Genomic DNA, 25,645 nt, shown 5'->3' on the forward strand with positions numbered 1-25,645 from the left:
CCTCTATACACGCCCTCGCGCCGCCGCCATGCGGCCGCGCAGCCGCGCCCATCGTCTAGAGGCCTAGGACGTCGCCCTTTCACGGCGAAAACAGGGGTTCGAATCCCCTTGGGCGCGCCAAACGGCGTAGCCGCCTGTCCCGGACGATTGGTCGGGATCAAGCGAGAGAATACGGCGAAGCCGTCCGAACCCACGGCCTTCGCTCATCTCAGGCCGGCCGCCTTCAAAATGGCGTCGGCGTCAGCCAGCCATACAGCGTCGTCCGCCTTCAGGCGCAAAAGAACGCGCCGCAGCGCGAAGGCTCCGTCAGGCGTGCCGACGACAAAGGGATGAATTCCGATGACCACAGTCGTGGCGCCTCGCGCCGGGTTGGCGCGAGCCTCAATGGTCAGCTCCGAAACATAGTCTAACCAGAGCGTCTCGATCTCTCTGGTCGTTTTCATCCGCGCCAGATATTGCCCCATGTCGACGGTTACGGTCGGATAGGGCAGCAGGATGAGCGAGCCTTCCGGCGTCTTCAGACGTGAAATGACATCCGAATCCATCTGGTCGAGGGTGTAGGCGACGCCTTCGGCGGCCATCGCCCGCATCGTGTCGCGATTGGCGTAGACGCTCGGACTCGACCAGCCCGTCGGCCGGACGCCGGCGGCTTTCGCGATGAGATCCAACGTGCCGCGAATATAGGCCTTCTGCGCGGCGATCCCGCTCCGCAGCGGCAACATGCGGCTGGTGTTGTTCATGCCGTGCGCGATGAGCGGCGCGTTCGGCAGCATCGAACGGAACTCCTTCCAGACCGATGGGCGCCTGCCGAAAAACTCCGCATTCACCACGATGGTGAGCGGCACATCGAGTTCCTTAAATAGCCGGCCGACGCGGACGACGCCCCAGTCGATCGCATATTGACGGAACGCCTCGTTCACGAGGTCAGGCTTGCGCGACGCAAGATCTGGACGGAAGATCGGACCTTGGCCGAAGCCGAACTCCTCCAGGAAGAACGCAAAGCTGACGGCGACCTTTTTGCCAGCCGGCCAGGCGGCGGTATGGATCGCTTCGCGCTCGAAACCCGTAACGGGGTCAATGCGATCTTGCGCACCGCTCTCGAGAGGAAGCAGAACGGCAAAAAGGAGCGCGACTCCCACGATAAGGCCGAACTCAGGAACATTTCGCGCCGTGATCGCGGCTGCGGGGTTCAGGTTCACGGAAGATCGCTCAAGCTCTTCGCGCCGGGCCCGGGCGTGATCAGCGTCGGCCATTGACGCGAGCCGAACGGCGCCTGCGGCGGCAGGACCACATTCATTTTGCGCTTCGCGTCTTCGTCGATGATCGCCTGCCGCGCGTCTCCGCCCATCAATTCGAAATCCATGAGATGGTAGTCGCCGAAAAAGGCGGCGCCAACGGATCGGTCGGCGATGATGCGCGTCAGCGAGTCCAGCATGTCGTCGGGCGTCGTGGTGAATGATATCGTCTCGATCAGCATCAAGCGATCATTGATGGCGTCAGGGCCGAAGAACTGCGCGAGCACGCTAAACAGGACGTTGTTCTGGCGGGCGACATAGATCGTATTGCTGGCCGCATAGGTTTTGTCCCAGTCGGCGCCAAGCGTCTCTTTCCAGCCGCCGATGACATCCATCCAATGGGCGACCTGGGTTTGCGCCGCCCAAGCGATATTTTTCTTCAGCAGCGGCGACTGCGTCTTGGCGAATTTTTGCAGGCCTTCCGCTGAGATCGCATTGTTCTTCAGGCACTCGTCCATGAACGCGATATTGTTTCGCAGAATGCTTCGATTGTTTGTTCGCCAGTCTTTTTGCATTCCGCTCGCGTCAAGCGTGTCGAGCGTGGATTGCATACGGCTCCTATACGCCGCCAATGCGCCGCGCCATGTCGTGTCCTTGGGACTGTTCAGATACGGAACGACGACTTCGGCCAACGCCATGGTGCTGTGGCCAACCGATTTCAGCAACTGATAGACGATCGGCGCCTGCGGCGCCTCAATCGGCGCCATGCCGGGGCGATAAAGGATAAATCGCCCGCCGGCGCCGGAAAACAGTCCGAGAATGACCGGATGCTTGGCGAGGATGTTCTTCTTGAAGATCTGTGCGGCGTCGCCGTAGAGCTGGAACATCGACGTGTTCAGCTGCAGCACATTTTTGTTGGCGATGTCGGCGGGACTGGCCGTCTCGACGCCGACAAGTTCTTTGAAATAGGGGGGCAACTCCGCAGCGCGACCGGGCGAAACCGATAATCCAAAGACGACAACCGACGACAGCAGCGTGCCGAGACCGCTTGTCGTGAGCGTGATGGGCATCATGAGAATCTCCGTTAGAAGAGGACAGCAAAGGCGCGGCGTGGACGGCGACTGTTCGACGATAGATTGGAAGGACGTCGTGCGATCGCCTCACCGGAAGGCGCGCAGGGTTCGCTTATCCTCCGCTATTTCGGGCATACTGCCCCGGTGTTGATCCAAGCTTCGACGAGCGCCTCCGCCTCCTTCTGCGTTCCCGGCGCAGGCTGGCGGCCAAATCCGGGCGACCAAGCCCAGCCTACGAGCGTGTCGCCGCCAATGTGGCGTGCAAGCGCCTCCAGCGAACGGCCGCCATTGCGCGCGCGATCTTTGATCTGCGCACAGATCTCACCGAGCGTTTTGCCTTCCCAACCCATCTCACGCGGCGCGAGACGCCATTCGTGGTGACCGGGAACGCGGCCGGGATCAAAATTGGCGTCCTGATGGCAGATCGGACAGCGCATCGCCGTGAGGCCTCGGCCATCCGGTCCCCGCTCGACCGGCGGCTGGTGACTCCGGCCCAGTTCCCCCTGATGCGGACGATCGCCGGCGGGATGGCAATTGACGCAGCGCGGGTTGGTCAGGACTTTGCCAAGCTCGGTAAACAAAGCCGCGGACCGCGCCGCGGCGTCGCCGATGCCGGCAAATGTTTCTGGAGTTGCGAGCGTCGCCGATCGGCTGTCGCATGTCACGCATGTCGTCAGTCCCACGAACGCTGCGAGAACCGCAAATTTCATCTTCGGTCCCCCCTCCTGCGCCGCACTCATGCGAAACGCCGTTTCGCTACGTCAAATATCGTCCCGGATCGGCGAGAATGACGTCGCGCACCGCCTCGTGATATTTGACGTAGCCCGTGCACCGGCACAGATGGCCATCAAACGCGTCAACGATCGTTTTCTCGAGATCGGCGCGCGCCACCGGCGTCTTCGCCAGACGCTCGAGCAGAACCTGTCCCTCGTTCAAGAAGCCGGCTGTGCAATAGCCGCATTGGAACGCGAAATGGTCGATGAACGATCTTTGCAGCGCAGTGAGCTCGCCGTTCGTCGCATGGCCTTCGACGGTCCGAATGGATTTCCCGTTGAAGCTCGCCGCCGGAACGAGGCAGGTTGGACTGGTGCGGCTCGTCCCGTCCGGATCGTCGATGATCACTGCGCAACTGAGGCATTGGCCGGCGCCGCAGCCAAATTTCGTGCCGGTGAGTCCGAGGCGCTCGCGCAAAAAATCATTCATGGTCAGTTCGTCGCGCACCGTCACCGGGCCGTATGCGCGCCCATTGATCCTCATGCGCACGGTCGTCACGCGAGCGCCCCCTTGAGCATTTGTTGAGTCACCGGCAAGGCATGGAAGCGACGCCCGGTCGCGTCGAAGATCGCGTTCAACAACGCCGGAACGATGGGAATCATCACGACCTCAGCCATGCCCTTTGGCGGATCGTTCGGCAGCGGGGGCAACACTTCGATCTCGAGTCCCTGCAACGGCAGGTCCGACCCGCGCGCGATCAGATATTGCCCGAGATTCCACTGCCCGTTGCCGGGTCCATCTTCATAAAGCGGCAGCGATTCGAGCAGCGCGTAGCCGACGCCCATCGCGAAACCGCCCTGCGCCTGGCCAAGCACGATTTCGGGCGTCAGCGCGCGACCACATTCAAGGACGGTATATGCCCTGTCGATGCGCAAGGCGCCGGTGGCGCGCTCGATCTCGACACGGACCAGCGCGCCGCACAGCGATGTGTAGGAGGTCCCGATCCGGTTGAACACGGTGGGCGGGTATTTGACGTCGGCGCGATCTAAGCGAACGAATTTACCTGAGCTTTTTCGCACGGCCAGCGCATCAATTTCCGCCGTCCAAGGTTCTCCGCCGATCGCAAAGGTCGCTTTCGACCATGACCAGCGAGAGAAGCTGTGCGCCATCGCCGCGGTCACGCCTTTGCGCGCATGCGCCCTTGCGGCGATCTCCGACAGCGGCAAGGGTCTCAACTCCGGCATCGTGAGCCGTCCCTGCTCCCAACGCGCCGCCTCCCATTTCGCGGCTCTCGGATCGGTTGGCGCGAGTCCCCACAGTTCGAGCGCCGCGGGCCACAAGCCGAACCGGAAGATGACGCGGGCCGCTTCGGACGCCGAATGAGTCCCGACATGCGCGCCAATCGAGGAACTGGTTGGCGAACTGATTGCCGGAACCCAGCGCGGATCGCGTTGTGCGGCGTCCTGCGTCGCCTGGTCCATCGTGTAAGGGTCGCCGGAGGTGATGAGCCCGAGCGCGGCGAAACGGTCGACTTCCGCGACGGCGACTTCGTCGGCGACGGCGCCGAGATGGGCCGCGACCCGGTTCGCAAGCGCCGTCCCTATGCCGTTCCCCATCTCGACGTGATCGCAGTGGATTGAGATCCGACCCTCTGGGTCAATGTCCACCGACGACAATGAAGTGTCGGCCCCGCTGCCGTAATCCTTGGTGACGCAAGCCACGCCCGTGCCGACAACGCTCCCTGCGCGCCGTCCACGCGCCTTCTCTTCGGCGCGGTGTCGCCAGATCGCATGCTGTTCCAGTCGGTCCAAAATCTCGGGCGTGCGAACCACGACGTCATAGGTGTTCCCCGCCATTGTCCGACCGCCGGTCCTCAGCGCGTTGCGGCGGCGGAATTCGATCGGATCGACCGCCAGCGTCGACGCCGCCTCGTCGATCAACACTTCCAGCGCCGTCATCGTCTGCAGCGTGCCATAGCCCCGCATCGATCCTGCCGTCACGCCGCGTGAATGCAGCGCGACGGTGGTGACGTCGACTTTTGGAACGTCGTAGATGCCTATCGCGGCGTTTGCGGAAACGGCCGCCACGCTGGCCGAATAATTGGCGAGGCCGCCGCCATCCAAAACATGGTCGGCGGCGAATGCGGCAATTTTGCCTGTCGCTCGATCAACGCCGATGCGCGAGTGGACCTTGAATGCATGCCGCTTAATTCCCGCCTGGAACTGCTGATAGCGATCGTGGGCGAGCCGCACGGGGCGGCGGGGAAGGAACATGGCCGCCAGCGCGACGTAAAGCGGGAACGGCGTATGGTCGCGCCCGCCAAATCCCCCGCCCATATAAGCGAAATGCGCGTTGATATGCGCCGGCTTGAAGTTGGCGCGGGCGTTGCCCAGCAGCGTTGCGACTGAAGTTGCGGCCTCGTACGGCGACTGTACGCCGAGCACGAGCTCCAGGTTTTTGCGATCGGCGTCGTACCAAGCCAGACCGCATTCCGGCTCAAGAAACATCGGGTCGATCGATTGGGTCTCGAATTCGCGATCGAGAACGAGAAGCCTTGAAGCGTTGACGTCAAGTTCGGCGCGGATCTGTTCGCCGTAGTCTGCCGCTTTAACGTAGGCGGCCCCCGTCGGCTCGGGGAGCCGCGCCCATATTGGGCGCTCTCCATTTTGAAAGAAGCCCGGGCTAACCCAGCCTTCCTTGACCGGCGAGTAAACGTCGGGCGCATCTGGCGTTGCGCCGGCGACGCGCGTAAAACGAAACGCGCCGTAATTGCGCTCAACGACGGGGCCGGTTTCCGCGCCGAATTTCAGAAGCGTTTCATTGCGTAAGGCGAGTCGCGCCTGATCGAAAGCATCGAAGCTTTCATAAATCAACAGAGCCGCCGGCTGACCAAGATACAAAGGCGTCTTGCCAATCGAGCAGAACAGATCGCCGGAATAAAACTCGGGAACGCGGGCGCCGATGCGCGCGAGATCCGTCGCGGTAATGACCACGGAAGGCTTCAGCGCGCCGCTCAAACGCGCGAGATCGACGCCTTCATAGATGTGCGTGGCGTTCGCCGTCCGTATGAGCATGGCGTGCGCAGTATGCGTCGGCCATCCCGGGAGATCCGCGGCGCGGAAATCGGACGCGTAAAGCTTCGCGCCGGTGACTTTGGCGACTCCATCAATCCGACCCGCGCCCGCAGCGGCCGGATTCCAGCGCTGTCTTCCAGGCAGCGTCTCGCGTGCGGCGAACTCAGGCTCATTAGCTAGGGCCAGACGCGACAGGCTGAGCGCAATGCCGCTCGCGGTGACCAATTTGGCGAACTCGCGTCGAGAAGCCTTCACGCTCCGACCTCATGGCTGCACCCCGGCGACCGCCAATGGCGATGCTTTTATTGGCACGGGCATGGATCGCCAGCAAGCTCGGCTCGCTGCGCCTTGGCCTTTACCGGCGCTGATCCGCGAAGATCAATTCGACCAGATTGATGATGCAGTCGTCGTAAGCGCTTTGCGGGGTTGTCTTCTAGCCAACCGCATCGCGACGCCACCGGCGTGCCGTCAGATCGGTCGTCGTTCGCATCGACAGCGACGTCGTTATCGCGGTCGTCGATCGCCGCGAAGGGATCGCGTCTACGACAAAGTCGCGGGCCGACGAGCCTTGCGCCCGTTACGCCGTCGCGCGCAGCTGCGCGACTCGCACCGGCACGGGCGGATGCGAGAAATAGAAGGTGGCGTAGAGCGGGTCGGGCGTCAGCGTTGCAAGGTTGTCGCGCGTCAGCCGCGTCAGGGCCGAGATCATCGGCTCCTTGCCGACGATATCGCGGGCGAAGGCGTCGGCTTCGAACTCCGCCCGACGCGACCGCCACGCGAGCAAGGGCGACAGGACATGCGAGATCGGCTCTCGCGCAAGCAGCAGCGCGACGAGCACCACGCCGGGGTCGTTCGGCAGGCCGAACCAGCCGGCGAAGACATCCGAGCCGAAGGCCCACCACAGCACCGCGAAACCGACGAAGGCGATCGCCGCCGCCAGCGCCAGCATCTGCCGCACATGGCCGAATTTAAAGTGGCCAAGTTCATGCGCGAGAATCGATTCGATCTCGTCCGGCGAATGTTTCTCGAGCAGCGTGTCGAAAAAGACGATGCGCTTGGCCTTGCCGAAGCCGCTGAAATAAGCGTTGCCATGCGTGGAGCGCGTCGAGGCGTCCATCACATAGAGGCCTTTCGACTCGAAGCCGCATCTGGCGAGCAGCGCCTCCATGCGCCGCTTCATGGCGCCGTCTTCAAGCGGCGAAAATTTATTAAACAGCGGCGCGATGACCGTCGGATATAGCACCGTCATCGCAATCGCGATGGCGATGAAGACGAAATAAGCGATGAGCCACCATGTGTCGGGGGCAGCGCCCAGAAGCCAGAACATGCCGAAAAGCAAGGGCGTCGAAATGGCGAGTTCCAGCGCGCCGGACTTTGCTTGATCGACGAGAAACTTTTGCAGCGTCAGCCGATTGAATCCGAACTTTTCTTCGAGCCAGAAGGCGCGCGCCGCGGCGAAGGGCATGTCGATCAAACTGCCGATCACGCCGAAGACGAGAACGAAAAGAACGCTGCGAACGAGGCCAGGTTCGACAAAGGCGGCGATCGCCGCATAAAGCGGCGCGAGCCCCAGCGCCAGCCACGCGATAGAAATCGCGGCGTCGAAAATCGTTTCCGCGATGGAAAATTCTGTTTTTGCGATCGTATATTCGGCGGCGCGGCGATGATCGTCGAGCGTGACTTCGTGCGCGAAATCCGCTGGCACCTGATCGCGATGGGCGTTTACCGTCGCCATCTGCCGCATGCGCAGATACACGCCAAGGCCGGCGGAGGCGGCGATCGCCAGACAAATCACGACGCCCATTGCGCTCATGCTTCTCTCCCGCAAACTTTCATGCGGCAATATAGGAAAGCGCGGCCTTCTTTGCGAGAGCGCCGCCTTATGTCGCCGCCGAGCTGGGCCGCTGTGCGCTCGCGCCGTCGATAACGCTCATCTCACGTTCATGCAGATGAGCTCTTCTCCTGACCATGGACGAAAGCCTGGACACAGTTGATGTCGTCGGCGCTTCGGTTTACCGCGACGTCGGCGCGCTATTTGAAAGCGCGATCTCGTCTCCAGCGGAGGCGCGAAACGGAGTTTGCCATTGAGACTGTCGTTCGCCATCGCGACTATCGCCGCTCTTCAAGGAGTGGCCGGCGTCTCTCTCGCCGCCGCCGCGGCCCATGCCGACGCGAGTCCCTTTCTCGCGACCGCAAGCCAATTTCTCATGCTCCACGCCGCCGCCGGCGTCGGCCTCGCGGCGCTGATACGCACGACGCCGCGGCCAAAGGCGAATTGGCTCGCCGCTATCGCGCTGGCGCTCCAGGCGGGAGTCACGCTGTTCGCAGGCGACCTTGCCGCCCGGGTCTTTTTATCGGGGAGACTGTTTCCTCTCGCCGCGCCGATCGGCGGCGGGCTGACGATCCTGAGCTGGTGCGCTCTCGCCGTCTGGGCGGCGTTCGCCATGTTCGCAGCAAATTCACTGCAAAAGCCGCCCGAAAGCTAGACAACTGCGGCATTCCGCCCCACCATTTATTCATGTCGGTTTCCAGCTCCGGCCTTTCGTCCTCGGCCGCTCCAAGCGATGACCCCCAGCGCACGAGCGATCCTTTGCTCGGGCGACGGCTGCTGATTGTCGAAGACGATCCCTATATCGCGCTGGCGCTGGAAGAGACGCTCGCGGAATTCGGCTTAGTTATCGCGGGGATGGCGCGCAGCGTCGACGAAGCGGTGCGGCTCTCCCGCGAGGACGGAGTCGAGCTGGCCTTGCTCGACGTCAATATCGGCCACGAAAAGATTGATCCGGTCGCCGACGCGCTCGCCGCCCGCGGCTGCCCCTTTATTTTCACGACGGGGTGCGGGCGCGCAGGACTGCCCGAGGCGCATCTTGAGCACGCCATGGTCGAAAAACCGTTCTACGTCGAGGAGATCCTGACCGCGCTCCGCAGCGAACTGTCGCGCGCCGAAGAGCGCTAGGCTCGGCCTTTCGCCACTATATCGCCGCCCTTGACCGCGACAAGCGACGTCTCAAGACTCGCTTCAGGAGCATGCGGCTGCAGCCCTCCGCCATAACCGACAAGCCCTCCGCATCGCTGAGAGCGCGCCGCCCTTCAGGCGCTGCGCTTCGGCTGTTGGCGACGGCCTTGGCGGCGGGGGCGGCACTGGCGGCGATCGCCGCCGCTGTTGCGCCGTGGCTGTTCTCGCCCGGCGCTCTCATGGAGGCCGTCGCCGATCAGCTCCAAGGCTCTTCGGGGCTTTATGTCGCCGCGCGCGGCCGAACGCGCTTCTCGCTCTTTCCGCGTCCAAGCATCGCGGTCGAAGGCGTCGCCTTCGCCGACCGCAATGGCGCGCTGCTCATCGAGTCGAGCGAGCTGCGCGGCGACGTCGACGTTCTGCCGCTGATCGCGGGGCGCCTCAGAGTCGCGTCGGTGAAGCTCGTACGGCCGCGCGCCCACATCGATCTTGACAGAAAGCCGGCCGGCGCGCCCGGCGCAGCCGCCCGAGCGGCCGCCGCAAAGCCGGCGACGCTCGAAGCCGCAGCGGCCGATAACGTGCGGTTTGGCGTGGTGTCGATCGTCGACGGCGACGCACGGATCACCTACCGCAGCCGCGTCTATGCGCTGGAGCGAATCAACGCGAATTTTGAATGGCGCCGCATCGGCGAGGCGGCGGCCCTGACCGGCGCGTTCGATTTCAACGGCGAACGGCTTGAGGCGATCTTATGGGTCGCGCGTCCGGGAGCGTTGTTGCGCGGAGAACCCTCCGTTGTGACGACCCGGCTCGACGGCAAGAGCCTTCGGGCTGAAGCGCAAGGCGTGGGACAACTCGGAGCCAACGCCCGCTTTGAGGGGCGCGCAGCGGCCAGTGCGCCATCGGCGCAACAGGCGCTGCAGCTCTTCGGCGTCGCCGCGCCCCTGCCGGGCGCCTTCGCCGACGCGCAATTCTCCGCGCAAGCGACGCTCGCGCCCGGAGAGGCGCATTTCAAGGGGGCGCGTCTCTTTGTCGACGGAAACGAGTTTCGCGGCGATATCGACCTGCAGAAAGACGATGGCCGCCCGACGCTGACGGCGGCGCTCCAAAGCGAATTCCTCTCCTTGCGGCCGTTTCTCGCCGACGCGCCGCCGCTCGTCGCCGCGAACGGACAGTGGAGCGATCAGCCGTTCAATCTCCCGGACCTCTCCGGCGCGGACGTTGATCTGCATCTCGCCGTCGGCCACGCCAGGCTTGGCCGGCTCAAGGTCGAAGACGCCGCCATCGAAGTCACTTTGCGCGACGGCGCCGCGGAGTTCGCGATAACGCAGGCGCACGCCTATCGCGGCGGACTCAAGTTTCGGGCCTCGATCGCGCCTTCGCCGGATGGGCTGGCGCTGCGGGCCGATGCGCAAACGACAGCGGTCGAAGCAGGTCCGCTGCTCTGGGACGCTTACGGAAAACCTGTTCTGGCGGGAGCGCTTAACGCGACTCTCGCGGTCGACGGCATGGGCGATCGGATGGCCACGCTGATGCAGAGCCTGAACGGGCGCGCCAGCGTCGCTCTCGTCGACGGCGAGATATCCGGCGTCGATCTCGAGAAAGCGCTGCGCCGATGGGAGACGCGGCCGCTATCGAGCGCCTTCGACATCCGCTCGGGCCGCTCGACGCTCGTCGCCGCGAGCGCCACCATAAAAATAGAAAACGGCGTCGCCGACATCGCCAAAGGCGTCGCGCGAGGACCTGGCTTTACGCTTGCCTTCGACGGCTCGGCGCGCCTCCCGGAGCGCAGTCTCGCGGTCAGAGCCGTGGCGCGCGAAGCCGACAGCGCCGGTCTGACCGCCGAGTCGGCGCCAAGCATCGCCCTCGACCTCGCCGGCCGCTGGGACGAATTGGCGTTGGGGCTGGACGCGCGAGCCTTCATCCGCCGCTCCGACGCGGCCGCTCCGCTGCTGCCGCGACTGGATCCGCCGCCGCAGGACGGACCGGCGGCGCAATGACGCGAGAACGTTAAACGTCCTCCAACTGCGTTTCGTGCAGAAGCCTTGTCAATTCGTCAGGGATATCGAGATAGCGAAAGCGGCGAAGCTCGAAACCAACCTCGACGACGCCCCAGGGAGGCGCATAGGTTCGCCAGGGCGACACTTCCCCAAGAATGACGACGTGACCGCCATCGATGCCGCGGGCGATCCGCGCGACCGTGTAAATGGCGCCACGGGCCAAGCCCTCGCAACGACCATAGGGGCCCGCGGTCGCGTCTACGCAAACCACCTCGGCGCCAGGAGGCGTTTCAGGACTGATCATTTAGCGACCTCGTTCTGCGGCGCGATGAACGCGCGCTCCTAATTCAATTATGGAGCGCGCGTCGGCGGACGAAAGAGCCGACGCGCCGCATAGCGGTCACCAGACTTTCAAAAAACCGAAAATGCCTCTCTTCAGCTTCTTGCGGTCAAGCGCGCTGAGTTCGTCATAGACGCGGCGCGCCGAGGCCCGCAGTTCCAGGAGCCTGTCGTCCGAGACGTCGAAATCAAGAACGGCGGACTTCAACTCGCGGCGCGCCTGGTCCAGCCGCGCCTGCGCATCCGCAATCAACGCATTCAGCATCGTTACCCTCTTCGATGTGACGTCGCCTCAACTATAGCGCAACCGCGAAGAAAACGAACCCGAATGCGGCCCCTGTGAGCCGCGCGGTCCGCTTCTTCTGCGCTATCGTTAAGCGCGCGCCTTCAAATTGACGACGCCCATTTCTCGCGTGAGAAAGGCGAGGCCTCGGAGGGAATCGAACCCCCGTACAAGGATTTGCAGTCCTCTGCGTAGCCACTCCGCCACGAGGCCTTAACACGGCGTGCGCCGCGTGGGCTCGCTCATACAGGAGGGCGTCATGGCGAGCAAGCGCTCCGCAGGGAACCAATTGGCCCGGGTGAGAGCTATATACGCTATGGCTGATTTTCCCCTCGTTCTTCTGCTCGCCTCGCTGCCGACCCTCGGCAATTTCGCCGGCGGCGTTGTCGCTGAATTCGTCGAGGCCTCGCCGCGCATGCTGAGCCGTGCGCTACACGTCGCCGCAGGGGTGGTGAGCGCCGTCGTCGCCGTCGAGCTGATGCCAAACGCTCTCTCCGGCGGCGCTCCTATCTGGGCAATCGCGCTCGCGCTGCTCATCGGGGGCGCCTTCTACATGCTTCTGGAATTGTCGGTCGACTGGCTGATCGGAGCCGACAGCGACAGGGCCGGCGCCTCCATGGTTTACGCCGCGGTGGGCGTCGATCTCTTCAGCGACGGCCTCATGATCGGCATCGGCTCGGTTCTGTCCTTAAGCCTAGCTTTAATCCTGGCTATGGGTCAGTTGCTCGCCGACTTCCCCGAGGGCTTCGCCGCGATCGCCAATCTGAAAGGCAGTGGGGTGGGCCGGCTCTGGCGCCTGACGCTCTCCGCGTCCTTCTTCATCTTCTGCCTTCTCGGCGCGACGATCGGCTACTGGCTCCTGCGCGGCCAAAGCGAGCCGCTAAAGCTATCGGCGCTCGCCTTTACCGCCGGGGTTCTGCAAATCGCGGCGGTCGAGGACCTGATGAGAGAAGCGCATGAGACGGCCGAGGACACGCGCTGGTCCTCAGCCTTTTTCATCGGAGGCTTTGCGCTTTTCACGGCGCTCACCGGCTATTTCAAGCACTGAGCGGCGCGGCGCAGCCTTCGAGGTCAGGACGAGCCAATTTGACAGGGGGCGCCCATTTTGACCATCTTCCGCCGCTCGCCAAGCCGGCGCGCCTCCTGGAATAATCACGAAATGAATGTCGTTATCGTCGAATCGGCGGCCAAAGCGCAAACGATAAACAAATATTTAGGCAAGAATTTCAATGTGTTGGCCTGCTACGGCCATGTTCGCGACCTTCCCGCCAAGGACGGATCGGTCGACCCCGACCAGGATTTTCTCATGGTCTGGGAAATGGACGCCAAGGGCGCAAAGCGCGTCGCCGCCATCGCCGAGGCGGTGAAGGGCGCCGACAAAGTCATCCTGGCGACCGACCCCGACCGTGAGGGAGAGGCTATCTCCTGGCACTTGCTCGACATTTTGAACAAGAAGCGCGTGCTCAAGGACAAGAAGATCGAGCGCGTCGTCTTCAATGCGGTCACCAAGGCCGCGATCCAAGAGGCGATGGCGCATCCGCGCGAGATCGATCAGGCGCTGGTCGACGCCTATCTCGCGCGCCGCGCGCTCGACTATCTCGTCGGCTTCACCCTGTCGCCGGTGCTGTGGCGCAAGCTCCCCGGCGCCCGTTCGGCCGGCCGCGTGCAGTCCGTCGCGCTTCGCCTCGTCTGCGACCGCGAGCTCGAAATCGAGAAATTCGTCGCGCGCGAATATTGGTCGCTCGTCGCCCATCTGAAGACCCAAGCGGGCGAACCCTTCACGGCGCGCCTCGTCGGCGCCGACGGCAAGAAGATTTCGCGGCTCGACATCGGCGCGGGCCAGGAGGCCGAGGACTTCAAGAAGGCGCTGGAGACCGCCGCCTTTGTCGTGCGCTCGGTCGAGGCAAAACCCGTCAAGCGCCACCCTTACGCGCCCTTCACGACCTCCACCTTGCAGCAGGAGGCCTCGCGAAAGCTCGGGCTCGCGCCGGCGATCACCATGCGCATCGCCCAGCGGCTCTATGAAGGCGTCGACATCGGCGGCGAGACGGCGGGTCTCATTACTTATATGCGAACCGACGGCGTCGACATGGCGCCCGAGGCGGTCGCCAGCGTGCGCGGCGTGATTGGAAAGAAATACGGCGACCGTTTCGTTCCCAAGGTTCCGCGCAAATATACGACGAAGGCCAAGAACGCGCAGGAAGCCCATGAGGCGATCCGCCCGACCGACCCCACGCGCCTGCCCAAGGAAGTGGCCAAATATCTCGAACCCGAACAGGCGAAGCTCTATGAGCTGATCTGGACGCGCACCATCGCCAGCCAGATGGAGTCGGCCGAGATGGAGCGAACCACCGTCGACATCGACGCGAAAGCCGGAGCCCGCGCGTTGGAGCTGCGCGCGACGGGTCAGGTCATTCGCTTCCCAGGCTTCCTTGAACTCTATCAGGAAGGCCGCGACGACGGCGAGGACGAGGACGGCGGTCGCCTGCCGGCGATGGCGCAGGGCGAGCCCTGCACGCGCGAAAAGATCGACGCCACCCAGCATTTCACCGAGCCGCCGCCGCGCTTCACGGAAGCGACGCTCGTCAAGCGCATGGAGGAGCTCGGCATCGGCCGCCCCTCGACCTACGCCTCGACGCTCGCCGTGCTGCGCGACCGCGACTATGTGCGAATCGACAAGAAGCGCCTCGTGCCCGAGGACAAGGGACGGCTCGTCGTCGCCTTCCTCGAAAGCTTCTTCTCGCGCTACGTCGAATTCGACTTCACCGCTGACCTCGAAGAAAAGCTCGATCTCGTCTCCAATAATGAGATCGACTGGAAGCAGGTGCTGCGGGACTTCTGGAAAGATTTCTCGGCGGCCGTCGACGGCACCAAGGATCTGCGCGTCAGCGAGGTGCTCGACAGCCTCAACGAGCTGCTGGGTCCGCATGTATTCCCCTCGAAGGAGGACGGAGGCGATCCGCGGCTCTGCCCGGCCTGCAACAGCGGTCAGCTCTCGCTGAAAGTCGGCAAATTCGGCGCCTTCGTCGGCTGCTCCAACTATCCCGAATGCCGCTATACCCGAACCCTGTCGCCGCCGACGGGCGACGCCGCCGACGCGGCGAGACCGGGCGTGAAGGTCTTAGGCGTTAACCCCGAGACCGGCGCGGAAGTCACGCTGCGGGAAGGCCGCTTCGGCGCCTATGTGCAGGAAGGCGAGCAGGAGGAAGGCGGCGAAAAGCCCAAACGCGCTTCGCTCCCCAAGAGCATCAGGCCTGACGATCTGACGCTGATGCAGGCCATCGCCCTGCTCGCGCTGCCGCGCGAAGTCGCGAAACATCCGACGAGCGGCGATCCGATCGTCGCCGGCATCGGCCGCTTCGGGCCCTACGTCCAGCATGGCAAGACCTACGCTAATATCGGCCGCGACGACGACGTGCTGAGCATCGGCGCAAACCGCGCCATCGATCTCATCGTGCAAAAGGAATCGGGCGGCTCCCGCTTCTCGCGCGGGTCCTCGGAGCCGGCGCGCGTGCTGGGCGATCACCCTCAGGGCGGATCGGTGACCGTCAAGGCTGGCCGGTTCGGTCCTTATGTGAACTGGGGCAAGATCAATGCGACGATCCCGCGCGCCGTCGATCAGGCGTCGCTGACGCTCGAACAGGCGCTCGAGCTTCTCGCCGAGAAGGCCGCCGGCGGCGGCGGCGCGACGGGCGGGGGACGCGCGCTCGGCGAGCATCCCGAGGGCGGCAAGGTCACGGTGCGCCCCGGCCGCTTCGGCGCTTACGTCAACTGGGGCAAGATCAACGCGACGCTGGCCAAGGGCGCTTCGGCCGAGGACGTGACTCTCGAAGAGGCCCTGCGACTGATCGAAGCCAAAGGCGGCGCGCCGAAGAAATCGGCGAAAAAAGCGCCGGCCAAGAAAGCGCCCAGTAAGAAAGCGCCCAGTAAGAAAGCGCCGACCAATGCAAAGAAGAAAATCGAAGACAGCGATGAGACGCCTTTTGACGAATCCCAGCCCGTAAAGGTCGCCGGAACGGTCGCAAAGAAACCTGCGGCGAAGAAGGCGCCCGCAAAAAAAACCGCGACGAAAAAAGCCGCGGCGAAGTAGAGGAAAGCCTTCTCGAATTTCGCCGATCTTGAAGCAGCGTTTCAACTTTGCCGCCAGCGTCCTATATGTGTGATGCCGAGTCCGGTTGAAGTGCACGCCCGCCGCGTCGAACGGCGATTTTATTGCCTCTTTTGAGCGAGCCCTTGGCGAAAGACGACGAAGCGAAACACGCGGCGAAACACACGCCCTCTCGCGAAGACATTCTCGCCTTCATCTCCCGCGAAACCGAGGCGGGCGGCCCGCGCAAGATCGGCGTGCGCGAAATCGCCCGCGCCTTCGGCGTCACTGGCGACGACCGCATCGCCATCAAGCGCCTGCTCGCCGAGATGGCGGACGAAGGCATTCTGGAAAAGCGCGGCAAGCGCGTGAACCGCAAGGGGGCGCTGCCGCCGGTGGCGCTCGTCGACATCATCGCGCGCGACCGCGACGGCGAGATGATCGCCGCGCCGGTCGAATGGGACGAGGACGAGCTGGGGCCGGCGCCGCGCATCCGTATCCACGCGCCACGCCGCGCCCGGCCGGGCGAGCCCCTGCCCGGCGTCGGCGATCGCGCGCTCGTGCGCGCCGAGCCCGACCGCGACGCCGGACCGAACGAACCGCCCTATGTCGGACGCGTCGTCAAACTCCTCTCGCGCCAGCGGCAACGCGTGCTCGGCGTGTTGCATATCGAAGCGAATGGCGCCGGCCGCGTCGAGCCGATCGATAAGAAGCAGGCCGGACGCGAACTCGCCGTCGCCGCGGCCGACATCGGCGCAGGCAAGCACGGCGACCTCGTCTCGCTCGATCTTATCGGCAAGACGCGCTTTGGCGCGCCGCGCGCCCGCGTGCGCGAGACGCTCGGCTCGGTGACGGGCGAAAAGGCGGTGAGCCTGATCGCGCTGCGCGCGCATGACATTCCGGATGTGTTTCGCGCCGAGGCGACGACGGAAGCCGAGCGCGCGCAGCACGCGTCTCTGCACGGCCGCGAAGACTGGCGCGATCTGCCGCTCGTCACCATCGATCCGCCGGACGCCAAGGATCACGACGACGCGGTGCACGCCGCGCTCGACAGTGCGCCGGATAATGACGGCGGCTTCGTCCTTACGGTCGCGATCGCCGACGTCGCGCATTATGTGACGCCGCGCTCGGCGCTCGACCGCGACGCCTTGGAGCGCGGCAATTCGGTGTATTTCCCGGACCGCGTCGTGCCGATGCTGCCCGAGCGCATCTCCAACGACCTCTGTTCATTGCGGCCCAATGAAGATCGGCCGGCGCTCGCCGTGCGCATGCGCGTCACCAGCAAGGGCAGAAAGATCGACCATAGTTTTCATCGCGTGATGATGCGCTCGCACGCCAAGCTCGCCTATGCGCAGGCGCAGGACGCGATCGAGGGGCGCACGGATGAAACGACGAAGCCGCTGCTCGGCCCGGTGCTGCGGACGCTTTACGCCGCGCATGAAGCGCTGCAGCACGCCCGCAATCTGCGCGCGCCGCTCGATCTCGATCTGCCCGAGCGCAAGATCCTGTTGAAGAAAGACGGCTCCTTCGACCGCGTCATCATTCCGCCGCGGCTCGAGGCGCATCGGCTCATCGAAGAATTCATGATCCTGGCAAATGTCGCGGCGGCCGAAACCTTGGAGCAGCATCGCCAGCAGCTGATCTATCGCGCCCATGACGAACCTTCGCGCGAAAAGGTCACGGCGCTTTCGGAATTTCTCGCGACGATTGGCGTCAAGCTCGCCAAGGGCCAAGCGCTGCGCCCCGCGCATTTCAATGTGATCCTGGGTCGCGTGAAGGGCCTGGAGCATGAGAACATCGTCAACGAGATCATTCTGCGCACGCAGGCGCAGGCCGAATATACGCATGAAAATTACGGGCACTTCGGCCTCAATCTGCGCCGCTACGCGCATTTCACGTCGCCCATTCGCCGCTACGCCGATCTGATCGTACATCGCGCGCTCATTCGCGCCTTGAAGCTCGGCGAAGGCGCCTTGCCGGAGATGCCGGTCGGCGAACTTGCGGAGATCGCCGCCCGCATCTCGGCCGCCGAACGGCGCGCCATGGCGGCGGAGCGCGAGACCGTCGATCGGCTCATCGCGCATCATCTCGCCGACCAGATCGGCGCGCGCTTTCAGGCGCGCATTTCCGGCGTGACAAGATCCGGTCTGTTCGTGCGCCTCGCCGAGACAGGCGCCGATGGATTCGTGCCGGCGGCGACGCTGGGCCGTGAATATTACGCCTATGACGAAGCGGCCCATGCGCTCACCTCGCGCTCCGGCGTCAGCTACCGGCTGGCGGATATTATCGAAGTGAAGCTGATCGAGGCGGCGCCGATCGCCGGCGCCTTGCGTTTCGAGGTCGTGAGCGGCGGCGAACGCCGCGCCCCGCCGCCGCGGGCGAAAAAGGAACGTGAGCGAAAGCCCGCGCGCCGCAAACGATAGTCTGATGCGGGTCCGGCTGATGAGTTCGCTTGGACCGCTGCCATTCCCGACAGGCCGAAGGCCTGATCGGGAATCCAGAGCCGATTCCAAGAACGCTGGTTTGCTCTGGATTCCCGATCGCGCGCTTTGCGCGCGTCGGGAATGACAGCCGAGCCGTTCGAACGGAGCGTCGATCGAGGCCCTATGTGATGCCCGTCACAACCGACTCTACTTCTCGCCAAACGCCGTTGCGCCTTTCGAGAATTACCGCCACGACCATAAATTCGAGAGGTAAGGGCGTCACCTTACCGTCTGGCCATCGTATAAATTGCCGTTCTTCAACGACTTTGATGAACGCAGCCTTGCGAAATCTGGTGTCAAACACCGGAAAAGAATATTCTGAACGCCTATAGTAATCAGACAGAGGAGAAGCTTCAATCTTACGCTCCTCTCGCAATTTTATTTTTTTCTTGAATGCTTCAAACAACTCGTGAAATTCTTCTTTATCCTGATCCTCTGTGCAGAAAGCTTCCGGCTGCTTACCTTCCGGATCGAATATTTTCTTGACCTCATAGAAGCCAGAAGGATTTTCCGCGGCCAGTCCCGCCAGCGCCTTGATCCCGAAATATTTGCGCGACAAACCCTCGGGAATGCTCGTCCACCTCCATCTCGCCGCATAGAAGCAGCGCGGCAATGAATTGGGAATCCCTTTAGGGTGCATGACCCCATAGGCGCGAAACAGCGCGATCGCTTCTTTCACGAGCCGCTCCTCCGCCTTCTCCGCCAGAGCGACGCCTGAAAACAATATGGCGGCGAGCGCGAAAGCGGTCGCTATGCGATGTTTGAATGTCAATTTGGCCTCCATCGAAAAAGTTGAATTCACGCCTTCGAGAAAACGCAAAAGCCCCGCCACTAACGTTCGGCGGGGCTGCTATTGTATCCGAAGTTGCGGCGGGCGCGCCGCGCCCTCCAATGATTCTACGCGAGCGAAAGGCCGATAGGCTCGCTTCACGCGCCCTTGGCGCAGATGAAGACCTGGCGGCGCCGGCCCCAGCACTCGCCTGTCCGATAGACCTTGCCGAGGCTGCGGCCGCCGAGGCTCGCCGTCCACGTCCGTCCATGATCTTGCGTCAGAACGACGGCGTCGTCTCCGGCGTTGAGCGTCAGCGTTGAGCGCCCGGGCTGGCGGAGCATGCAGCTGCGCTCGAAGAGAACCCGTCCATCGACCTTGACGAAGCATTTTGCGCGGCGGCCTTCGTTCGCGGGCGCGTCCTCGCGCTGGCTTTCGCGCGCCGCACTCCGCGCCGCGGGCGCCTCGTCATCCGGCTCCGCCGTCGCGGCCGTATCGACGGGCGGCGCGTCGTCGAAGGCGGTTTTCGGCAGCGCCGCGCCGAGCGGCGGAACCGTCGCCGCGCCGAGCGCTGGCGCGGCGGCGGAAACGTCGGTTTTTTGGGGCGGCGGCAGCGGCTCGGGCAAGGGCTCCGCCGCGGCCTGGGCCTCCAGAAGCCGCTCTTTCAGCTCCTTGGTGTCGGGCGTCGACGGCGTCGGAGACGCAATTGTGTCCGGCGGGGCGCTAACCGTAAGCGCCGAGGATGGCGCGACGTCGGTGGCTTGCGCGGTCTCGGTGACAGGCGCCGGCGGCGGCTCGATCCGCACAGGCGTCGTCGGCGTTTCGACCTGACGCAGCGTCGCGCCATCGGCGCGCGGCGCGCCTCTCGAGGCAAGATGTGCGACGAAGCCGACGCCTCCCAGCAGGATGGCCCCGGCGACGACATAAAACCAGATCGGCGCTCTGAATGACGCGGCTCCCTGGACCGCGCGCCACTCGCCGGCGACGTCGCTCGAAACATCCTTGATCCAGCCCATCGCGCGCGTGTTGCGGAAGGGCTTCTCCAAGCTTTCGAGCTCTCTTAAGAGGCGCCGCTTCTCTTGGAGTATCCGCCGTTCAAAATTCTCCAACTCCGCGACTTTGCGCCGCTTTTCGAGTGTTACGCTCATACTACTCACTCCAAGCGCGTTCGCGTGAAGGCGAAGGAAGCACTTCTTCACGTCGATACATGCAGGCGCGGCGCTCGACGGCGCGCGCGAGCGCCAGCTACTTACGAGATATTTCCTCCCGCCCGAGTATTGCCGCGCAATTCGCCGGAGTCGTTCCAGCCACACGCCGCTTCTCTTGTGGATTAACCAACGAAATTATGGCTGTTCTTTGCTGCTTCCTCTTGACGAGGCGCGAATCGCGCTGGACTCAGACTGGCCCGGCGCGCCTTCTTGACATCGTTCGCGCCGCACGTATGTTGCCGGCCAATTCGCTCCCGGCGCGCTCTGCGACCGGGACGATTTCATTTCTCTGATAGACTGGGATGAGCGATGGCCAAGTCCGCCATGATCAAGATCAAGCTCCTGTCCACGGCGGATACGGGCTATTTCTACGTGACCAAAAAGAACGCGCGCACCAAGACGGAAAAGCTCGTCTTCAAGAAATATGATCCCGTCGTGCGCAAGCACGTGGAATTCAAGGAAACCAAGATCAAGTAAGCGCGCGCAGATAAAGCGCGCGCCCTGTCGAGGCGTTCGTCACAATCGCTGGTCTAGCCAGAAGGAGCGTCGCCGCAGGGACGCTCCGATATTTTTTGGCTGGAGAAGAAACCGCCTTGGGGAAGGCGGCCGACTGACGATGGCTTCAAGGAGGCCACTCCAACCACCGCCAGTCGGCCAACCCCACGGACCCAGGAGATGCGGCGGACCTGAGCACTCCGCAGGGTATTCAAAGTTGTGCCGAATACGCATCAAACGCTTACGCACGCCATGGGTCTTCTTACAGGCCCTTCGACGCCGCCAGACGCGCAACTCATTTGGCGCAGTCACGTTACTCCGGCTGCACAAAAATGCAACTATCTGATATGAAATTTCACAGATGGGGAGTTGCGAGGGCGTTTCGACGACCAGCGTAACCAATAACATCGCGCCCTGATGAACGTGGCGCTGGAGGAGTAGATGGCATCTGGATTCCGCTTTGTTCTTGGGCTTGTGGCCGGCGTCTCGGTCGCCCTAACGCTTTCCGCTTGCGGCGAACATATGCCCGGCGACGCCACGGGCGCGAAGGTCTTGCGCAATCTTCTGGAGAAGAACGGCGTCGACGCCAAGCTCGTCTCCTTCAAGAAGGTGCAGGGTCGCGAAGTGAAGCGCGAGAACGTCGACGCTTACGAATTGATGTATGAGGCTGAAATTCTGTTTCCCGAGGGTTTCGAAGCCAAATGCGCGGATGAGCGCGAGCGCGGAACCTGCGCCTTTCTCGGCCTCGACGACAACCGGACATTCGCCAAGGCCGAAGTGCACACGAGCGAAGGCACGCTGCATTTCGTGAAGAGCGAAAAAGGCTGGATGGCCGAGGATAGCAACGCCTATTAGCGCCGTGCAGGCGTCGCTCGCGCCGATCGTCATTATTCCGGCGCGTCTACGCTCGACGCGTCTGCCCGGCAAGGCGCTCGCCGAAATCGACGGTCGGCCCATGATCGTCCATGTCTGGGAGCGCGCATGCGCCGCAGCGCTCGGACCTGTCGTCGTCGCGACCGACTCTCCCGAGATCGCGCACGCGATCGAATCGGTCGGCGGACACGCGGCGCTCACGCGCGGCTCTCACGCCTGCGGCAGCGATCGCATCGGCGAAGCCTTGCGGGCGCTCGACCCGAAAGGCCGCCATGGCGCCGCCGTCAATCTGCAAGGCGACCAGCCCCTGCTTCCTGACGGGGCGCTCGAAGCGGCGCTCGCGCTTCTCGACGATCCAGCCGTCGACATCGGCACCCTCGCCTGCTTGGCGCGCGCCGAAGACGCCAGCGATCCCAACGCCGTCAAGCTCGTGGGAGCCTCGCTCGCGCCTGGACGGGTTCGCGCGCTTTACTTTACGCGCGCCCCCGCGCCTTATGGCGCGGGGCCGCGATTGAAGCACATCGGCGTTTACGCCTTTCGCCGCGCCGCGCTGGAACGATTCGTCGCGCTTCCGCCCTCTCCGCTCGAATTGCGTGAGCGCCTCGAGCAGTTGCGCGCGCTCGAGGCCGGCATGCGCATCGACGCCGCGCTGCTGGACAAAGGCGCCCCATCGGTGGATACCGAACGCGATTTGACCGCGCTGCGCGCCGCGGCGCGCGAATAGGACGCAAAGTGACGCAATATATCGCCTATCAGGGAGAGCCCGGCGCGAATTCCGACCTCGTCTGCCGTCAGGCCTATCCGCATCTGACGCCGCTCCCTTGCGCAAGCTTCGAGGACGCCTTCGCGTCGGTGACCGAGGGGCGCGCCGCGCTCGGCATGATCCCGATCGAGAATTCGATCGCCGGACGCGTCGCGGATATTCATCATTTCCTGCCGTATTCGGGTCTGCATATCGTCGGCGAACACTTCCTGCCGATCCATTTCCACCTGATGGCGCCCAGGGGCGCGACGCGGCAGGGGCTCAAAAGCGTCTACAGCCATGTCCACGCGCTGGGTCAATGCCGCCGCGCCATCCGCCAACTCGGCCTTGCGGCGCACACCGCCGGAGACACCGCCGGCGCCGCGCGCGAAGTCGCCGAATGGGGCGACCCGACGAAGGCCGCGATCGCGCCGCGACTCGCCGCCGACATCTATGATCTCGACGTGCTGGCGGAGAACATCGAGGACGAGGCGCATAACACGACGCGTTTCATCGTGCTGTCGAAGACCAGGCATTGGGCGGCGCCGAGCGCGGGGTCGATCATCACCACCTTCATCTTTCGCGTCCGCAACGTGCCGGCCGCGCTCTACAAAGCGCTTGGCGGCTTCGCCACGAATGGCGTCAATATGACCAAGCTCGAAAGCTACATGGTTGACGGCGAATTCGCCGCGACGCGCTTTCTCGCCGACGCCGACGGACATCCCGAGCAGCCGGCGATGGCGCGCGCGCTCGAAGAACTGCAGTTCTTCTCCAAGGAAGTGGAGATTCTCGGCGTTTATCCGGCGAGCGATTTTCGCCTCACCAATATCCGCGCCTTCGCCTTTGGGGATTGACAGGCCTCAACCGCAATTGCTTTCCTTGCCGGCCTTCTTCAGCGGGAACGGGACTGTCGCCGCCAGGCGACGCTGCGTTCGCGCCATGAGCGACGTCCCTCGAGACGCAAGCGCCCGTCGGAACGGCCAAAACGATTTTAAGGAGCAAGCGCTCGAAGGGAACAGCCCATGGCCGTCGCCTATGACCCCAATAATATTTTCGGCAAGATTCTGCGCGGAGAAATCCCCGCGCATAAGGTCTATGAGGACGATGTCTCGCTCGCGTTTATGGACATCATGCCGCGCGCCGAGGGCCATGTTCTGGTTATTCCAAAAGTAGGCGCGCGCGGACTCCTCGACGTCTCGCCGGAAACGCTCGGCCAATTGATGAAGCGCGTGCAGCATGTCGCGAAGGCGATCGAAAAGGCGTTTGCCGCGGACGGCCTGACGCTGCATCAATTCAACGAAAGCGCCGGCGGACAGGTGATTTATCACCTGCATTTCCACCTACTGCCGCGCTGGGACGGCGTCGCCTTGCGCCCTCCGGGGACCATGGCGGACGACGCGAAGCTCGCTGAACAGGCGGAGAAAATTCGCGGCGCAATGGCGCCGTTCGAAGGATGAGTCCGCTGCGGGGCCGGCTTGCCTGATCGGGCAAGCCTTTGACTAGGCAAGCCTTTGACTAGGCGAGCCTTGCCGAAAAAACCTATTCTTCGCCGACCTTCGCCGGCCTCAGCGCCACGGGGCGCAGCAGGAAGGACGGCACATGGTCGCCCAGTCCAATGACGGGCGGCCCATCGTCTTCATGATGGCGAGGGCGGCGTTCACGGCGCTCTGCGGCCGGCGGCGCGGCCGGCGCCCCATAGGCCGGAGGCCTTACGCCTTCTCCATCAGCCTTGACGCGGCCGCCGCGGGACCGGCCGATGCTCACGGGGGCCTCGCGTTCAGCGGCGGCTGGCCGGCGGTTGACGGGCGTTTCGCGCTCGGCGGCGGCTGGTCGGCGGCTGACGGGCGCGTCGCGTTCGGCGGCGGCCGGCCGGCGGCCGCGCTCCCGGCGCGGCCCGCGTTCGGCGCGCTCGCCACGGCGCTCTTGCGGGCGGCTCGTCTCCATCGGCGGCGGCAAGGCGTCGAAGCCCGGCCCCTCCCAGTCGATCGCCTTGCCGATGAGGCTCTGGATCTGGTCGATATATTTCATGTCGTCTTCGGTGACGAGCGTGATCGCCACGCCCGACCGGCCGGCGCGGCCGGTGCGGCCGATCCGGTGCACGTAATCTTCGCTGTGCGTCGGGACGTCGAAGTTGAGCACATGGCTCACGTCCGGAATATCGAGGCCGCGGGCCGCCACATCCGAACACACGATCAGCGACACATCGCCAGTCTTGAAGGCGTCGAGCGAGGCCATCCGCGCCAGCTGATCCATGTCGCCGTGCAGGGCGCCGGCGGAAAAGCCGTGCTTGACGAGCGAGCGATGAAGGGTCGCCACGTCGCGCTTGCGGTTGCAGAAGATGATCGCGTTCTTGAAGTTATCGGCGTCGCGAATGAGGTTGCGCAACGTCTCGCGCTTATCGGCGTGGCCCCGCGAAGCGACGAGAACCTGCCGGATCGTGGTCGCCGTCGTCGCGGCGCGCGAGACTTCGCAACGGATCGGATTATGCAGAAAGGCTTCAGTCAGCCGCGTGATTTCAGGCGGCATCGTCGCAGAGAAGAAGAGCGTCTGCCGCGTGAACGGCACCAGCTTGCAGACGCGCTCGATGTCGGGAATGAAACCCATGTCGAGCATACGGTCCGCCTCGTCGATGACGAGAATTTCGATGCCGGTGAGCAGCAGCTTGCCGCGATCGAAGAAGTCGAGCAGGCGGCCCGGCGTGGCGATCAGCACGTCGGCCCCGCGCATGATTTTGGTTTCCTGCTCGCCGAAGGCGACGCCGCCGATCAGCAGCGCGACGTTGAGACGATGGTTCTTGCCGTATTTGGCGAAGCTTGCTTCGACTTGCGCGGCGAGTTCGCGCGTCGGCTCCAGAATGAGCGTTCGCGGCATTCTGGCGCGGGCGCGGCCGCTTTCGAGACGGCTCAGCATCGGCAGGGTGAAGGCGGCGGTCTTGCCGGTGCCCGTTTGGGCAATGCCGAGAATGTCGCGCCCCTGCAAGGCGGGTGGAATGGCCTGCGCCTGAATTGGCGTGGGGGTCGTATAGCCGGAGGTTTGGACGGCCGCGAGAACCTTTTGGGAAAGGCCCAGTTCTTCGAATGTCATTAATTATCCTGAATTACGGCTCGCATGTGCGGAAATTCCGCTTGCGCGCCAGCCGTAAAGAAGCGCGCGTGGATGTTGAGAGAAGTCGCCATCGACGCTGCGACAGCTATCTGGCCCGCCGACGGTCCGCCGCAAAGAAGCGCGGGCGATAGCCACGGAAATGCTTTAAGGGCAATTGCCAGATTGTCAATAAATATATGCGCGCGTCGGGCCACGCACACGAGGGTTGGTCGCAA

At 63.8% G+C, this 25,645-nt stretch carries 22 protein-coding genes and 2 tRNA genes; 12 read left to right on the forward strand and 12 right to left on the reverse strand.

The window, feature by feature from the left end; genetic code table 11:
- Positions 1-44: 44 nt before the first annotated feature.
- Positions 45-120, forward strand: a tRNA-Glu gene (locus ACR65T_RS07760).
- Positions 121-203: 83 nt separating this feature from the next.
- Here the strand turns inward: ACR65T_RS07760 and ACR65T_RS07765 are convergent.
- The 6 genes from ACR65T_RS07765 to ACR65T_RS07790 all read right to left on the reverse strand — a co-directional run bounded on the left by ACR65T_RS07765 (position 204) and on the right by ACR65T_RS07790 (position 7,909).
- A complete protein-coding gene (locus ACR65T_RS07765) occupies positions 204-1,199 on the reverse strand; it encodes a polysaccharide deacetylase (RefSeq protein ID WP_434495940.1) in 996 nt (331 codons plus the stop codon).
- A complete protein-coding gene (locus ACR65T_RS07770; RefSeq protein WP_434495941.1) occupies positions 1,196-2,308 on the reverse strand; it encodes a hypothetical protein in 1,113 nt (370 codons plus the stop codon). Before ACR65T_RS07770 ends, ACR65T_RS07765 begins: the two co-directional genes overlap by 4 nt.
- Before the next feature lie 122 nt (positions 2,309-2,430).
- On the reverse strand, positions 2,431-3,018 hold the full coding sequence (locus ACR65T_RS07775) for an Isoquinoline 1-oxidoreductase subunit (protein WP_434495942.1): 588 nt from the start codon (positions 3,016-3,018) through the stop codon (positions 2,431-2,433).
- A gap of 46 nt (positions 3,019-3,064) precedes the next feature.
- Positions 3,065-3,565 (reverse strand): (2Fe-2S)-binding protein, encoded by a 501-nt coding sequence (locus ACR65T_RS07780; protein ID WP_434496184.1) that lies wholly within the window; start codon positions 3,563-3,565, stop codon positions 3,065-3,067.
- Between the two features lie 11 nt (positions 3,566-3,576).
- Positions 3,577-6,351: a xanthine dehydrogenase family protein molybdopterin-binding subunit gene (locus ACR65T_RS07785; RefSeq protein ID WP_434495943.1), complete on the reverse strand. Its 2,775-nt coding sequence runs from the start codon at positions 6,349-6,351 to the stop codon at positions 3,577-3,579.
- A 322-nt stretch (positions 6,352-6,673) separates the two neighbouring features.
- The gene (locus ACR65T_RS07790; protein ID WP_434495944.1) at positions 6,674-7,909 is read right to left on the reverse strand and encodes a M48 family metallopeptidase; all 1,236 of its coding nucleotides are present in this window, start codon (positions 7,907-7,909) and stop codon (positions 6,674-6,676) included.
- A gap of 271 nt (positions 7,910-8,180) precedes the next feature.
- Between ACR65T_RS07790 and ACR65T_RS07795 the strand changes: the two genes are divergently transcribed.
- The 3 genes from ACR65T_RS07795 (at position 8,181) to ACR65T_RS07805 (ending at position 11,046) form a co-directional block, all read left to right on the forward strand.
- Entirely contained in the window at positions 8,181-8,582 is a 402-nt protein-coding gene (locus ACR65T_RS07795; RefSeq protein ID WP_434495945.1) for a DUF423 domain-containing protein, read from the forward strand.
- 32 nt (positions 8,583-8,614) lie between these two features.
- Positions 8,615-9,052, forward strand: a complete 438-nt coding sequence (locus ACR65T_RS07800) for a response regulator (protein ID WP_434495946.1) — start codon at positions 8,615-8,617, stop codon at positions 9,050-9,052.
- A 155-nt stretch (positions 9,053-9,207) separates the two neighbouring features.
- A complete protein-coding gene (locus ACR65T_RS07805) occupies positions 9,208-11,046 on the forward strand; it encodes an AsmA family protein (RefSeq protein ID WP_434495947.1) in 1,839 nt (612 codons plus the stop codon).
- Between the two features lie 10 nt (positions 11,047-11,056).
- Here ACR65T_RS07805 and ACR65T_RS07810 read toward each other — a convergent pair whose 3' ends face one another.
- The 3 genes from ACR65T_RS07810 to ACR65T_RS07820 form a co-directional block, all read right to left on the reverse strand.
- Positions 11,057-11,350, reverse strand: coding sequence for a hypothetical protein (locus ACR65T_RS07810; RefSeq protein WP_014892642.1), 294 nt, complete (start codon positions 11,348-11,350; stop codon positions 11,057-11,059).
- A 96-nt stretch (positions 11,351-11,446) separates the two neighbouring features.
- Positions 11,447-11,650 (reverse strand): hypothetical protein, encoded by a 204-nt coding sequence (locus ACR65T_RS07815; protein ID WP_256034262.1) that lies wholly within the window; start codon positions 11,648-11,650, stop codon positions 11,447-11,449.
- Between the two features lie 160 nt (positions 11,651-11,810).
- Positions 11,811-11,881 (reverse strand) — tRNA-Cys (locus ACR65T_RS07820).
- A 103-nt stretch (positions 11,882-11,984) separates the two neighbouring features.
- On the opposite strand from ACR65T_RS07820, the gene ACR65T_RS07825 reads away from it, so the two are divergent.
- From ACR65T_RS07825 to rnr, 3 genes are all read left to right on the forward strand, one after another.
- Complete coding sequence (locus ACR65T_RS07825; protein ID WP_434495948.1) at positions 11,985-12,716, forward strand: ZIP family metal transporter; 732 nt, start codon at positions 11,985-11,987, stop codon at positions 12,714-12,716.
- Positions 12,717-12,827: 111 nt separating this feature from the next.
- Positions 12,828-15,758: a type I DNA topoisomerase gene (gene topA / locus ACR65T_RS07830; protein WP_434495949.1), complete on the forward strand. Its 2,931-nt coding sequence runs from the start codon at positions 12,828-12,830 to the stop codon at positions 15,756-15,758.
- Positions 15,759-15,901: 143 nt separating this feature from the next.
- The gene (rnr, locus tag ACR65T_RS07835) at positions 15,902-18,178 is read left to right on the forward strand and encodes a ribonuclease R (RefSeq protein WP_434495950.1); all 2,277 of its coding nucleotides are present in this window, start codon (positions 15,902-15,904) and stop codon (positions 18,176-18,178) included.
- Between the two features lie 181 nt (positions 18,179-18,359).
- Here rnr and ACR65T_RS07840 read toward each other — a convergent pair whose 3' ends face one another.
- Both ACR65T_RS07840 and ACR65T_RS07845 read right to left on the reverse strand, forming a co-directional pair.
- Entirely contained in the window at positions 18,360-19,070 is a 711-nt protein-coding gene (locus ACR65T_RS07840; RefSeq protein WP_434495951.1) for a hypothetical protein, read from the reverse strand.
- Positions 19,071-19,165: 95 nt separating this feature from the next.
- Entirely contained in the window at positions 19,166-20,155 is a 990-nt protein-coding gene (locus ACR65T_RS07845) for a hypothetical protein (protein WP_434495952.1), read from the reverse strand.
- Positions 20,156-20,524: 369 nt separating this feature from the next.
- Here ACR65T_RS07845 and rpmG point away from each other — a divergent pair, with 369 nt between their 5' ends.
- The 5 genes from rpmG (at position 20,525) to ACR65T_RS07870 (ending at position 23,782) form a co-directional block, all read left to right on the forward strand.
- Positions 20,525-20,692 (forward strand): 50S ribosomal protein L33, encoded by a 168-nt coding sequence (gene rpmG, locus ACR65T_RS07850; RefSeq protein ID WP_014892635.1) that lies wholly within the window; start codon positions 20,525-20,527, stop codon positions 20,690-20,692.
- Positions 20,693-21,151: 459 nt separating this feature from the next.
- A complete protein-coding gene (locus tag ACR65T_RS07855) occupies positions 21,152-21,565 on the forward strand; it encodes a hypothetical protein (RefSeq protein ID WP_424375773.1) in 414 nt (137 codons plus the stop codon).
- 4 nt (positions 21,566-21,569) lie between these two features.
- Positions 21,570-22,307 (forward strand): 3-deoxy-manno-octulosonate cytidylyltransferase, encoded by a 738-nt coding sequence (locus ACR65T_RS07860; RefSeq protein ID WP_434495953.1) that lies wholly within the window; start codon positions 21,570-21,572, stop codon positions 22,305-22,307.
- Between the two features lie 8 nt (positions 22,308-22,315).
- Entirely contained in the window at positions 22,316-23,179 is an 864-nt protein-coding gene (locus ACR65T_RS07865; RefSeq protein WP_434495954.1) for a prephenate dehydratase, read from the forward strand.
- Between the two features lie 168 nt (positions 23,180-23,347).
- A complete protein-coding gene (locus tag ACR65T_RS07870; RefSeq protein WP_434495955.1) occupies positions 23,348-23,782 on the forward strand; it encodes an HIT family protein in 435 nt (144 codons plus the stop codon).
- Positions 23,783-23,864: 82 nt separating this feature from the next.
- On the opposite strand, the gene ACR65T_RS07875 is transcribed toward ACR65T_RS07870, so the two are convergent.
- Positions 23,865-25,409, reverse strand: a complete 1,545-nt coding sequence (locus ACR65T_RS07875; RefSeq protein ID WP_434495956.1) for a DEAD/DEAH box helicase — start codon at positions 25,407-25,409, stop codon at positions 23,865-23,867.
- Positions 25,410-25,645: the final 236 nt, after the last annotated feature.

The organism is Methylocystis sp. (genome assembly GCF_051061285.1).
GTDB lineage: Bacteria > Pseudomonadota > Alphaproteobacteria > Rhizobiales > Beijerinckiaceae > Methylocystis.